This is a genomic window from Pseudomonas sp. KCJK9016, from assembly GCF_046231795.1.
GTDB classification, from domain to species: Bacteria; Pseudomonadota; Gammaproteobacteria; order Pseudomonadales; family Pseudomonadaceae; genus Aquipseudomonas; species Aquipseudomonas bananamidigenes.
This window is the reverse complement of sequence record NZ_JBJJMM010000008.1, coordinates 35,841-48,725: the sequence shown is the minus strand read 5'-3', so window position 1 is coordinate 48,725 and position 12,885 is coordinate 35,841. Positions and strand designations below refer to the sequence as shown.

Genomic DNA, 12,885 nt, shown 5'->3' with positions numbered 1-12,885 from the left:
TTACTGGTAACCGTGGAATGCAATAAGTAGCTGTAAATTGAAATACTGTCCCTTTAGAGTTGACAGTCTTGTGCGCCCGTTCACGCAATCTTTCGCAACGTTTGCCCTGTACTTGGCCATAATGCTGCAACTTATAACTGTTCATTGATTTCAGTGATGTCTGCTCATGAAAACCGTGGCAATGGTGTTGTTTCCAGAGTTTCTTTTGCTCGATATGGCGGGGCCGATGGAGGTGTTTTCGGTTGCCAACCGCTATCTCAAGCCAGACGATCACTACCAACTGACGCTTTTGGGGACTGAACGTGGGCCGCTGCGCGCCTCCAATGGTGTGCTTGTACACGCCGACGGGCACTTCGATGAAGCGGCCGGGCGTTATGACTTGCTGCTGGTGCCGGGTGGCCCGGGTGCCTACAACAAAAAGTGTCCACCCTTGCTGGACTGGCTCAAAGGGGCCGTGAGTCGGGCCGAGCGCTATGGCTCCATTTGCACGGGAGCGTTCGTGCTGGGTTACGCCGGTCTGCTCGATGGTTATCGTGTGACCACTCACTGGAATTACACGGAGCGCCTGATCAAAGGCTTCCCAAAGGCAGATGTCGCGACCGACCAGATCTTTGTCGAAGACCGCAACCTGATCACCTCTGGCGGCGTCACCGCCGGCATCGATCTGGCGCTGGCGGTGGTGGCCCGCGATCACGGCAAGAAAATCGCCCAGGACGTGGCCAAAGTGCTGCTGGTGGTCATGAAACGCCAGGGCGGGCAGGCGCAGTTCAGCCCGCTGATGGCAGCCGTGGCCCCCCATGAAACGCCCATTACGCGGGTCCAGAATCACGTTCTGGAACATCTTGAGGAAGTCTTCACCATAGAGCGCATGGCCAGCCTGGCGAACATGAGCACGCGACATTTCGCGCGGATGTTCTCCCGTGAGGTCGGCATGACGCCCATGGAGTTCCTGCAAAGCGCGCGCATCGATTGCGCGCGCAGTCTGCTGGAAACCGGTGATCTGCCATTGAAAACGGTGGCCTACAAGAGCGGTTTCGGCAGCGTGCGCCACATGCGTTTCCTGTTCGGCGAAAAGCTCGGGCTGACGCCGACCCAATACCGCGAACAGTTCAGCTAGGGCTGTTCTGTCCGTCACGGGCACCCGGATGTCCGTGTTGCGCCCCGCGTGACGGTTGTACCGTCATCCAGGCCTGCCAAGATAACGGACATGAACAGCCTCAACCAATTGCATGCGGCGTCGGTCCTGCGCTTCGGTCCGTACGCGTTCCATTTGCGTCAGCGGCTGATCCTCGAAGGGGATCGGCAACTGCGCATGGGCGGTCGTGCGCTGGACATATTGCAGGTGCTGGTCGAGCGGGCCGGACGGGTGGTCAGCAAGGAGCAATTGATCGCGTTGGTGTGGCCGACTTCGGTGGTCGAAGAGATCAACCTGCGGGTACACATCGCCGCGTTGCGCCGGGCTTTGCGCGATGGTGAGAACGGACAGCGCTACATCGTCAACGTGCCGCAACGCGGGTATAGCTTCGTTGCACCGGTGCAGGACGATGGCGTCGCACAAGTGGTGTTCGAAAGCCTGCAGACGCCTCAACACAACTTGCCTGCCCGGCTGACGCCTGTCACGGGTCGCGATTCAGTGGTCGGCAGTCTTGTGCGGCAGTTGCCGCTGTCGCGACTGATAACGGTGACGGGACCGGCCGGCGTCGGCAAAAGCACCGTGGCGTTGCGGGCGGCGGAACTGCTGCTGCAACACTTTCGTGACGGTGTGTGGCATGTGGATCTGTCGCTGATCGACGCAGAAGCGCCACTGGCCAATGACGTGCTGAAAATCCTCGATATTGATATCACCACCCTGGCGGCGCGTCATGCCTTGCTGGTGCTGGACAATTGCGAGCACTTGCACGAAGCCTGTCGGAGCCTGCTGCAGACATTGCTCGACATGGGCCCCCGGCTGTCGATCCTTGCCACCAGCCGCATTCCGTTGTGTGTTGGTCCGGAAAGCCTCCAGCCACTGTCGCCGCTCACCGTTCCCAAACCCTCGGCACTCAATAGTGTCGATGAGGCCATGGGTTTTTCGGCGGTGCAGCTATTTGTCAGCCGTGCCCGTGCCCGCCAGCATGATTTCACTCTGCGTGAGCAGGACCTCGAGGCGGTGCGCGATATTTGTGGGCGGCTCGATGGTCTGCCTTTGGCGATCGAACTGGCGGCGGCGAAGATCGATGCACTGGCCCTGGTCGGGCTTCAGGCGCAATTGGCTCACGGACTGCAGGTTTTGAGTCATGGTCGCCGTACCGCGGTGCCACGACATCAGTCAATGGAGGCTGCTCTGGACTGGAGTTATCAGCGTTTGAGCGAGCACGAACAACGCGCGTTGCAGCGCCTGTCGGTGTTCAAGGCAGCGTTCACCCTGGATGCCGCCATTGGCGTGATCAGTTGTGCGCAGTTGCCACCCTCGACGCTGGTGGCAGTGGTCGAACAATTGGCGTCGAAATCGTTGCTTTCGATGGATCGATCCGGCGCAACATTGCGTTATCGAATGCTCAACACCACTCGCCGCTATGCCCGCGAACAGCTGGAGCTGGGCGGTGAACAGCATGACGTCGAGCTTCGCCATTCACGCTATCTGGGCCGTACGCGACCGAACTCACGCGACCGACTGATCGTGCAGTTCGTCGAGCAATGAGCGCACCTTTCGCAGGTCCGGGGTCGCGTAGCCTTCGGTGAAGCGGCTGTAGATCGGGTTCAGCATTTCCAGCGCCTCACGATAACGCGCCTGGCGTTGCCATAACCGGGCCAGCGACGTCGCGCTGCGCAGTTCCCAGGCGAGCGCGCCTTGCGTCCGGGCAACCGCCAGGGATTGCTGCAGGGCACTTTCGACCGTGTGATGGCAGGGCGATGCAGCGGTCAGCAATCGTTCGGCCTTTGCCCGCAAAATTTCCGCCGTGCTCCAGCCGGCCGCGCCGCTCTGGGCCCGCTCCAGCAAGTCATCATCCACGAAACCCGGATCCAGCGTGACCATGATTTCCCTGACCAGACCGCTGTCGGCAGGCGGGATTGCAGGGACTTTGTCGGCATCGATCACCTGCGCATAGTGCCGCGCCCAGGTGTAGAACAGCAGCACCGAATGTTTCTGCGCCTGTTCGAGCAAAAGTTGCAGCAGCGCGCGGGCGTTCTGCACGTCGCCGTTGTAATGGGCAATCAGGCACGAAGCGAGGGCCAGGGTGTAACAGATCGACGTGCCATGGTTGATCTGTACTGCGATGTCCAGTGCTTGCCGTGCCGTGCCCCAGGCCTGTTCGGGAAAACCTTGCAGCCATAACACCCGTGCGAGGACAGTCAGCGAGGCGACGCTCTGATCGTATTGCACGCCGAAACCGTGGGTGAAACGGTTGAGGTGGCCACTGTGGGCCATGCGTTGGATCACCTGTTCGGCGTGGATCCGCGCCTGATGCTGATCGCCGGCGTAATGCAACGCCAGCACCCGCAAACGATGGGTGCTCAAGGACAACTGCGCATCGCCATGCAGGCCGAGGCTTTCGAATTGCTCGCTTTGTTCAAGCGCCATCCGGTAATGACCGCAACTCAGATTGACCGCCATGTGACCTGACACGGCACGCAACTGGCCGGCGATGTCGTCGTGCTTCTGTGCCAGCAGACGTGCGCTGACGAAGGCTTCGATGGTTTCCGGTGTTCCGCCCCAAGTGTGATAGCAGGCGCTGCCGAGAGCGAGTTTCAGGGCGATTTCCAGGCGTGGGCAAGGTGCTTGCGCCGACGCCAGCAACGCGAGTGCACGACGCACATGGACACCGTACTCCTTGAGCAGGGACAGCTCCTGCCACAACGGCGCCGAGGTCGCCGTCAGGCGCACGCCAAGTTGACGCGAGCCTTCATCGTTCAGCGTCCATTCCAGAGCGGCCCGCAGATCTTCGAGGCCACGGGCGTAGCGGTCGATCCAGATTTCGGTCGGCGTGTTTTCCCAGTCGGCCTGGGCCTGATGCATCAGCGCCAGGCAGCGTTCGGCATGGCGTTCACGGGTTTCGCCGAGTTCGGCGGCCTGGTCGAGTTTTTCCAGCGCGTAACGGCGGGTGGTGTCGAGCAGGCGATAGAACACCTCTTCATCGCCCACCTCGACGTTGAGCAATGACTTGGCAACCAGTTGCGAGATCGAAGTAAACACCTCGCCAGACTCGATGTGCTGGCCAACGATGACCGCTGCGGCAGACTCCAGAGTGAATGCGCCACGGAACACGCCCAAGCGGCGCAGGCCTGTCTGTTCGCAACCGTTGAGCAGATTGAAGCTCCAATCGAGCGTGGCCCGCAGGGTTTCATGCCGGCCCAGATGCGTCTGATTACCCGCCGGCAAATGTCCCTGAAGCTGCCTCAGCAGACCGTCCAGCCCGAGGCTCGCGACCTGTGCGGCCGCCAGCTCCAGTGCCAGCGGGATACCGTCCAGCCGTCGACAGATCTCGATGATCAAGGGCAGGTCGGCCTGTTTCGGCTCAAAGTGTTCGTGCGCGGCCATCGCCCGTTCGACGAACAGTTGCAGCGCGGAAAACCCCATCGCCTGATCGCGGTCGAGCACCGCAATCGGTGGTGGGCAGTCGAGCGATTCCAGGCGCTGCACGTACTCACCCTCGGTGCGCAGACTTTCTCGACTGGTGGCCAGAATGTGCACCTGCGGCGCGCCACGCAGAATGCTTTCACTGAGCAGCGCCACAGCGTCGATCAGATGCTCGCAGTTATCGATCACCAGCAGCATCTGCCGCTCGCGCAGACTGTTGATCAGGCAGGCCATCGGCTCGCTGTCATGCAGCGAAAGGTCGAGCAGGGCGGCGAGGTGCGAGCAGATCGAGCGCGGGTCGTTGAGCGGAGCCAGATCCAGCAGGCGAATGCCGTCGCGATAGCGGCCGATCAGTTGCTCGGCGACACGCAACGCCACCGTGGTCTTGCCGATGCCGCCGGGGCCGATCAGGGTGATGCAGCGCTGGCGCGGCAGTTGGCTCATCAGGTTGTCGACCACCGCTTGGCGACCGATCATCCGCGTGCGACGCAGCGGCAGGTTATGCCGGGCCGAGTGATCGGCGGCGGGTCGCTGCTCGATCGATTGCAGCTGGATCGGTGCCACGAAACTGTAACCGCGCTGCGCCACCGTGACGATATAGCGCTGCCCGGCCTGACCGTCGCCCAGTGCCTTGCGCAACGATGCCATGTGCACCCGCAGGTTGATGTCTTCCACCACACTGTCCGGCCAGACTCCGGCGATCAATTGCTGTTTGCTTACGACTTCACCGGCATTGGCCAGCAGGATCAGCAGAATGTCCATGGCACGGCGGCCCAGGCGCAAAGGCTGGTCGCCTTCGAGCACCAGCCGCTGGCCGGGGTGGATCCGATAGGGGCCGAAACCGATGGCCTGATTCGGGGAAAGACTCAACCACATACTCCTTCGTTGTTCTTTTGATCCTGCCCGGGCATTGGTGAAAAAAACGTGACAGGGCGGATAGCGAATCGACGGTGCTGTAAGCCGTCTATTCCGGGTTTTCCGAGCATATTCCTCAGGTTCGGATGTCAGCGCAATGCGCGCAAGGGATTGACGCCCGGAAATCTATCGGCAAGCGGCGCCATTGTTCCCGTATCCAAAGGCTTGGATTCTCGTCCGCCAGCCCGGCAGAAGGGAAAAATTAACAACGATTAACTCGTCCACACCCGCTGCAGAGCCAAAACTCCGAGGCAACGGAATGCATACGTCTGGAGGACGCTGCGATGAGCAAGGTGGTGGTGGTCTATCACAGTGGCTACGGGCACACCCGCGTCATTGCCCGGGCGGTGGCCCAAGGTGTGGAGCGTCACTTGGGCAGTCGCTGTCTGCTGCTGGCGGTGGAGGAGGTGGACGCACACTGGGAAGACCTGCACCGCGCCGACGCCATCATTTTCGGTTCGCCGACCTACATGGGCAGCGTGTCGGCGGCGTTCAAGCAATTCATGGAGGCCACGGCGTCGTTTTACCTCGCACAACCCTGGCGCGACAAACTCGCGGCAGGCTTCACCAACTCCGGCAGCCTGTGTGGCGACAAACTCAATACCTTAGTGCAGATGGCCGTGTTCGCCGCTCAGCATTCGATGATCTGGGTGGGGCTCGATCTGCTGCCGGCGCGTTTCGGTGACGGGGGCATTGACGGCCAATTGAATCGCCTCGGCAGCTCCCTCGGTGCCATGTCCCAATCCTCTGTCGAACAACCGCCCGGACTTGCGCCTCCGCTGGAGGACCAACTGACTGCCTCGCACCTGGGCGAGCGGGTGGCGCGGCTGGCTCAGCGGATGGTCCGGGAGTGAAGCCGCTTCAGCGGCTTTTCATGACCCGACAACGCCACGCAAACGGGTTGATCCCTTCGCTGCGAGTGAAGATATGGCAAAAGTGCGCCTGATCGCAGAAGCCGCATTCCAGGCTGATCTGCGTGAGGCTGTGGTTAGTGTGCTGAATCAAAAGTTTGGCCCGGGCAATGCGCTGGGTGCGGATCCAGTCTTGTGGCGAGTAACCGGTGCTGCATTTGAAAGCCCGGGAAAAGTGGCTGCGTGACAGTGCGCAGGCGTTGGCCAGATCGGTGACCTCAAGGCTATCGCCGAGGCGTTCGAGAATGAGTTGTTTCACCAGCCGTTCACGTTGCGGGCTGAGGCCGCCGGTGCTGGTTTTGCGAGGTTCGCTGGCAGGGGCGAGGGCGACGGTTTGCTGTGAATGAGCCATGGCCAATGTCCGTGTCGAGGGGGGAAGGCACGGTCAGCGCTTTCCCTCAGGTCAATAAAACAACGCTGCGCAGAGGTATTCATTGTTTGGCGAGGGGCGAAGGCTGACGAGTTAAACGTTGTTAATTCCGCCTCCAAAGCTGATTTCGAATGGCCGCCGATCAAGTAAAGTGCGTAGCACTTGCGCCTGGCCCAAAAGGAAAACACACCCATGAACCGAAACGATCTGCGCCGCGTCGACATGAACCTGCTGGTGATCTTCGAAGCTTTGATGTTCGAAAAGAACCTGACCCGCGTCGCCGAAAAACTGTTCATGGGCCAACCCGCAGTGAGCGCGGCGCTGGGCCGCCTGCGGGATCTGTTCGACGATCCGTTGTTGCTGCGCAACGGTCGTGGCATGGAACCTACTGCACGGGCGCTGGCGATTCTGCGGGAACTGCAACCGGCGATGGACGTGATTTCCGGCGCGGTCAGCCGGGCCAAGGAATTCGACCCGGCCACCAGTTGCGACGTGTTCCGCATTGGTCTGTCGGATGACGCCGAGTTCGGTCTGTTTCCGCCGCTTCTGCGTCAATTGCAGGAAGAGGCGCCGGGGATCGTGGTCGTGGTGCGGCGCGCCAACTATCTGCTGATGCCAACGTTGCTGGCGTCCGGGGAAATCTCCGTCGGTGTGAGTTACACAACGGATCTGCCGGCCAACGCCAAGCGCAAGAAACTGCGCGACATTCCCTGCAAGGTCCTGCGCGGCGATGACCGCCCGGGCCCGCTGACCCTCGACGAATACTGCGAGCGGCCCCATGCAATGGTGTCGTTCTCCGGCGATTTGAGCGGCAACATCGACGTGGACCTGGCCAAGGTCGGTCGCAGTCGTCGCGTGGTGCTTGGCGTGCCGCAGTTCAGTGGCTTGCGCGCGCTGCTGGCGGGCACCGAGATGATTGCCACGGTGCCGGATTATGCGGCGTGTGCACTGGTCGAAGGTTGTGCATTGCGAGCTGAAGATCCGCCGTTTCCGATTGATGCGGCGCAACTGTCGATGGCCTGGAGCGGGGTGCATGACAACGATCCGGCAGAGAAGTGGCTGCGGTCGCGGATCAGTCAGTTCATGTCGGCGTCGCTGGACATTCCGGCGGTGTGAATGGCCGTTCGTCTAAAACCGCGTTGACCCTGTTAGTTCTGACAGTGGTGCGTGCTCGCCTTCCCGTGTTTGATGGGCCAATCCCGAAACGGCCTGCTATGAAGGGAAGTGAATATGGACACGCGGACTCCTTCGCTTATCAGTGACGACCTGCCGCCGCTGGCAATTAAAGAAAGTTCGAATGGTTTCCTGTTGCCAGCGGCCGCCCGGTACAACCTGACGGTAATAATCGACTTCCCCTGGTTGCCGGGAGACTTCCTTACCATCACGTGGGCCGGGACTCCAGGTTCCGGTTCCTATACGTCGCCGCGCATTCCGATCGGCGGATTTCAACGCCCTTTCACGACCCATATTGACAATATTCTGGTGGCGTTCAATCTCGGGCAGACCGTCATCGTCACTTACACGCTTTACCGTGGCAATGAGCCGCCCGTGGAATCACAACCGTTACCGCTTTTCGTGGCGCTCATAAACCAACCCGATCTGCCCCTGCCGGTGATCAAAGAAGCAAGCGGCGAAGGTGAGGGCACTCACCTGGATGTGAGCGGTCTGGCGGAGGTTACATTGCGTATCCGGTCATGGCTGCTGAGCAGACGCGAGCAGTTCTTCTGGCTCCAGCTCACAGGTGTGAAGGTCGATGGCAGTGTCTGGGAGGCCTGGTATTGGCAAGCACCGGAGAATGTCGTCGGTAATCGATTCAGTCTGGGATATTACGAACAAAAGGTTCCTGCTGCACCGCTGCAAGGTCTGCAAAACGGCAGTGTGCTGACGATGAAATTCCGGGCCGGGCTGCAGAACAGTCCGGATCTGTCCGATGCCCAGGCATTTGCACATCGAAATTACATCGTCCTGACTGACCCCGTGAGCGCGCCAAGGATCGAGCGGATCACTGATCCGCTCGATCAGGAGATCGCCGAAGATGGCGACACGCTTTTCACCCGCGTCACATTGCACGGCGCCGCGACCGAAGAGGTCAGCGTGTTTGATGGGCAAGCGCCTCTGGGCAGGGCGCCGGCCAATGCGGGCGTATGGGAATTTCCGGTTAACGGATTGACCCGGGGGCCCCACGTCTTTACAGGTCGATACTCCGGTGGCGGCGTATCCAATACTCGGACGATCAACGTTCTGGAAAACCGCGAAGTGCGGATCAAGGAATCAACCGGCAACACCCATTTGAATCCGGCTGCAGCGACTAACGCACTGACATTTGTCCTCGATTATCCGAGCCAGCCTGCCGATCAGGTCAGCGTAAGCTGGACCGCGGCGCCGGGCACGCCAGCGGCGGGTTCGCATACCTCGCCGACGGTTGCCGTGGGGGCCACGCCCAGAGAAATATCGGCACCTGTCTCTCTGGTGGCCTTCAGCATCGGTAAAGCCGTTGAAGCCACCGCCTCCTATGTACGCGGCGGTGCACCCGCGGTGCAATTGCAACCCTTGGCGCTATCCGTGCTGCCGATCCCGAGCAACTTGCTCATGTCCCCCGTGATCGACGAGGCGAAAGGCACTCTCGAACTGGACAAGAAGGACATCGTGTCTGGAGCGAATCTGACATTTGGCGGCTGGATACACATGGCGAGAGGTCAACGGCTGGAACTCACCCTGATGGGTTTCACGGCCAATGGTGCCGTGAACAATCGAAGTATCTGGACACCTGATCGCAATTCGGTTCATCTGGCCTGGGTCACGAATCAGGGCTACACCTTGAGACTCCCGGCGGACTATCTGCTGTCGCTTGGAGTCGGGACATTTTTGAGCATCATGTTCTCAGTGAGAACGGACCAAGTGGCGAATTCGACGGCAGTCACGGTTTTCGAGCCGCGTCGGTACACCGTCGTGGACACACGGTGACCGGAGGAGGGAATGAGGTCTTCGGCGCTGGACCGATAGGACGCAAAGCGTCCCGGGCTTCATTCCCACGCAGTGGGAACGATCACCAAAAGAGTTTCCAGACCAAGAGAGCACACCCATCCAATTTCCCCCCGATCAATCGTTGCACCATTGCCTGCAATGATTGATCGGGGGTGGGAACCATGAACGCTGCACAACGCAATGACCAGGCGCAAGACCTCGGCCTGTTGTTCCTGCGGGTTACCGGCGGGTTGTTTCTGCTGTTCGTCCACGGCTTGCCCAAGCTGCTGGACTTCACTGCGCAGCTGCAGCAAATCGAAGACCCGTTTCACCTCGGTGCCCACATCACCCTGATTCTGGCGATTTTTGCCGAAGTCCTCTGTCCGCTGCTGATCGTCGCCGGGTTACTGGTGAGATTGGCGTGCTTGCCTATTCTGTTTGTGCTGCTGGTGGCGTTGCTGCTCGTGCATCCGCAATGGAGTGTGGCCGAAGGGCAGTTCGGCTGGTTGCTGTTGATTCTGTTCACCACTGTTCTGATCGCCGGGCCGGGACGGCTGGCGCTCAATGCTCGATTGCCCGGAGTGCTCCGTTATGTCTGATACCCAGTCCCCGATAAAACCGGGAACCGAAGAAACCGTGACGCTGATCGTCAAGCATCGGGTCAAGGCCGGTTTCGAGCAGCCCTATGAAGCCTGGCTGCGCAATATCGTCAGTGTGGCTGCTCGTGAAGAAGGCCATCTGGGCGTGGATGTGGTACGCAGTAAACAGGGCGGGCTCGCGTTGTTCACCTGCGTGCTGCGTTATTGCTCGACCGAAGCGATGCAACTCTGGCTCGATTCGCCGCAGCGTCAGAAGCTGATCGAAGAAGCGGCACCGATGCTCGCCGACGGCGACCAGACCGAAGTCAACGCTGCCAATGAGTTCTGGTTCACGCCACTGGCCGATGCGGCCTCCCCACCACCACGCTGGAAGCAGGCCGTTGTGACGTTGTTCGTGATTCTGCCGCACACCTTGCTGGTGCCGCTGATCTGGGGGCCGTTGCTGCGACTCAATGCATTTCTCTCCAACTACGTGGTGGCCACGTTCCTGATCACCCTGACCATCGTGCTGTCGGTGGTGTACGTGTGCATGCCGGCCGCGACCCGTCTGTTCGCACCCTGGCTGACGGCGAGTCAGCCCCATGAACACCTGGAATCCAATGCCAAACCGCCGCGCTGAGCCGGCAGGTATGGGCTTCGTTTCACTTATCTCGAAGGAACTGCGATGAACGCCGATCTGATTCTGTTCAATGGCCAATTTCATACGGTAGACCGCGAAAAACCTCTCGCCAGTGCGGTGGCGATCAAGGACGGGCGGTTTGTCGTCGTCGGTAACGATACGCAGGCCATGGCCCTGCGCGGCGCCGGCACGCAAGTGGTCGATCTCAAGGGCCGCTGCGTGATTCCCGGCCTCAACGACTCGCACTTGCACCTGATCCGTGGTGGCCTGAACTACAACCTCGAACTGCGCTGGGAAGGCGTGCCGTCCCTGGCCGACGCGCTGCGCATGCTCAAGGATCAGGCCGACCGTACACCGACCCCGCAGTGGGTGCGCGTGGTTGGTGGCTGGAACGAATTCCAGTTCGCCGAAAAACGCATGCCGACCCTCGAAGAGATCAACCAGGCAGCGCCGGACACCCCGGTGTTCATCCTGCACCTGTATGACCGCGCACTGCTCAACCGCGCTGCCTTGCGCGTCGCCGGCTACACCCGCGACACGCCGAACCCGCCGGGCGGCGAAATCGTGCGTGATGCCAACGGCAACCCGACCGGCATGCTGGTGGCGCGGCCGAACGCGATGATTCTGTACTCGACCCTGGCCAAGGGGCCGAAGCTGCCGCTGGAATATCAGGTCAACTCGACCCGTCAGTTCATGCGCGAACTCAACCGTCTCGGCCTGACCAGCGCCATCGATGCCGGCGGCGGTTTCCAGAACTACCCGGACGATTATCAGGTGATCGAACAACTGGCCAAAGACGACCAGTTGACCGTGCGCATCGCCTACAACCTGTTCACCCAGAAGCCGAAAGAAGAGCTGACCGATTTCCAGAACTGGACCGGCAGCGTCAAGTTGCATCAGGGCGATGACTTCCTGCGCCACAACGGCGCCGGCGAAATGCTGGTGTTCTCGGCAGCGGACTTCGAAGACTTCCTCGAACCGCGCCCGGACCTGCCGCAGACCATGGAGCAGGAACTGGAGCCGGTGGTGCGCCACCTGGTCGAACAGCGCTGGCCGTTCCGTCTGCACGCCACTTATAACGAATCCATCAGCCGCATGCTCGACGTGTTCGAGAAGGTCAACCGCGACATTCCATTCAACGGTTTGCCCTGGTTCTTCGATCACGCCGAAACCATCACTCCACAGAACATCGAACGGGTGAAGGCGCTGGGCGGCGGCATTGCGATTCAGGATCGCATGGCGTTCCAGGGTGAATACTTCGTCGACCGTTATGGCAAAAAAGCCGCCGAAGCCACACCGCCGATCAAGCGCATGCTTGCCGAAGGCGTGCCGGTCGGTGCAGGCACCGATGCCACCCGGGTGTCCAGCTACAACCCATGGACTTCGCTGTACTGGATGGTCAGCGGTCGCACCGTTGGCGGTCTGGCACTGTACGAAGAAGGTTTGCCACGCACCACCGCGCTGGAGCTGTTTACCCATGGCAGCGCCTGGTTCTCGTCCGAACAGGGCAAGAAGGGTCAGATCAAGGTCGGGCAACTGGCGGATCTGGCAGCGCTGAGCGCGGACTTCTTCCATGTCGAGGAAGAGGCGATCAAATGGATCGAGTCGGTACTGACCGTGGTCGGCGGCAAGATCGTTTATTCCGCCGGCGAATTCGAAGACCTCGGTCCACGCGCCTTGCCGGTACTGCCGGACTGGTCGCCGGTGGTGAAAGTGCCAGGCCACTGGCGTCCGAACTCGCCGTTGCAGGCCCAGGTGCACCAGTGCAGCGGTCCGTGTGCAGTGCATTCCCACAGCCATGAAAAAGCCCGGATGTCGAATGCGCCGGTCAGCGACTTCGCTGGCTTCTGGGGCGCGTTCGGCTGTTCCTGTTTCGCTTTCTGATTTCGAAAGAACGGCGCCGGTCCGAGTGGCCCGACGCTTCACGTACCACCCATCCCCGAGGAGTT

The 12,885-nt window shown here is 60.6% G+C and carries 10 protein-coding genes; 8 read left to right on the top strand and 2 right to left on the bottom strand.

The features are described 5' to 3' along the window. Positions 1-166 precede the first annotated feature (166 nt). Both ACK6BI_RS09790 and ACK6BI_RS09785 read left to right on the top strand, forming a co-directional pair. Positions 167-1,117, top strand: coding sequence for a GlxA family transcriptional regulator (locus tag ACK6BI_RS09790; protein WP_409316926.1), 951 nt, complete (start codon positions 167-169; stop codon positions 1,115-1,117). A gap of 90 nt (positions 1,118-1,207) precedes the next feature. Continuing rightward, positions 1,208-2,680, top strand: coding sequence for an ATP-binding protein (locus ACK6BI_RS09785; RefSeq protein ID WP_409316925.1), 1,473 nt, complete (start codon positions 1,208-1,210; stop codon positions 2,678-2,680). Here ACK6BI_RS09785 and ACK6BI_RS09780 read toward each other — a convergent pair. Then, entirely contained in the window at positions 2,642-5,428 is a 2,787-nt protein-coding gene (locus ACK6BI_RS09780) for an ATP-binding protein (protein ID WP_409316924.1), read from the bottom strand. The genes ACK6BI_RS09785 and ACK6BI_RS09780 overlap by 39 nt on opposite strands. 329 nt (positions 5,429-5,757) lie before the next feature. Here ACK6BI_RS09780 and ACK6BI_RS09775 point away from each other — a divergent pair, with 329 nt between their 5' ends. After that, complete coding sequence (locus ACK6BI_RS09775; RefSeq protein ID WP_409316923.1) at positions 5,758-6,327, top strand: flavodoxin family protein; 570 nt, start codon at positions 5,758-5,760, stop codon at positions 6,325-6,327. A gap of 7 nt (positions 6,328-6,334) precedes the next feature. Here the strand turns inward: ACK6BI_RS09775 and ACK6BI_RS09770 are convergent, their stop codons facing one another. Further along, positions 6,335-6,736 carry a helix-turn-helix domain-containing protein gene (locus ACK6BI_RS09770; RefSeq protein ID WP_409316922.1) on the bottom strand — a complete coding sequence of 134 codons (402 nt, stop codon included), beginning with the start codon at positions 6,734-6,736 and terminating at the stop codon, positions 6,335-6,337. A gap of 210 nt (positions 6,737-6,946) precedes the next feature. On the opposite strand from ACK6BI_RS09770, the gene ACK6BI_RS09765 reads away from it, so the two are divergent. From ACK6BI_RS09765 to ACK6BI_RS09745, 5 genes are all read left to right on the top strand, one after another. Continuing rightward, positions 6,947-7,870: a LysR family transcriptional regulator gene (locus ACK6BI_RS09765; protein ID WP_065261404.1), complete on the top strand. Its 924-nt coding sequence runs from the start codon at positions 6,947-6,949 to the stop codon at positions 7,868-7,870. Positions 7,871-7,984: 114 nt separating this feature from the next. Beyond that, on the top strand, positions 7,985-9,718 hold the full coding sequence (locus tag ACK6BI_RS09760; protein WP_409316921.1) for a hypothetical protein: 1,734 nt from the start codon (positions 7,985-7,987) through the stop codon (positions 9,716-9,718). A 182-nt stretch (positions 9,719-9,900) separates the two neighbouring features. Continuing rightward, positions 9,901-10,317, top strand: coding sequence for a DoxX family protein (locus ACK6BI_RS09755; protein WP_409316920.1), 417 nt, complete (start codon positions 9,901-9,903; stop codon positions 10,315-10,317). Then, positions 10,310-10,936: an antibiotic biosynthesis monooxygenase gene (locus ACK6BI_RS09750; protein WP_409316919.1), complete on the top strand. Its 627-nt coding sequence runs from the start codon at positions 10,310-10,312 to the stop codon at positions 10,934-10,936. The genes ACK6BI_RS09755 and ACK6BI_RS09750 overlap by 8 nt, the downstream gene beginning before the upstream one ends. A 45-nt stretch (positions 10,937-10,981) precedes the next feature. Beyond that, positions 10,982-12,820 (top strand): amidohydrolase, encoded by a 1,839-nt coding sequence (locus ACK6BI_RS09745; RefSeq protein WP_409316918.1) that lies wholly within the window; start codon positions 10,982-10,984, stop codon positions 12,818-12,820. The last annotated feature ends 65 nt before the right edge of the window (positions 12,821-12,885 follow it).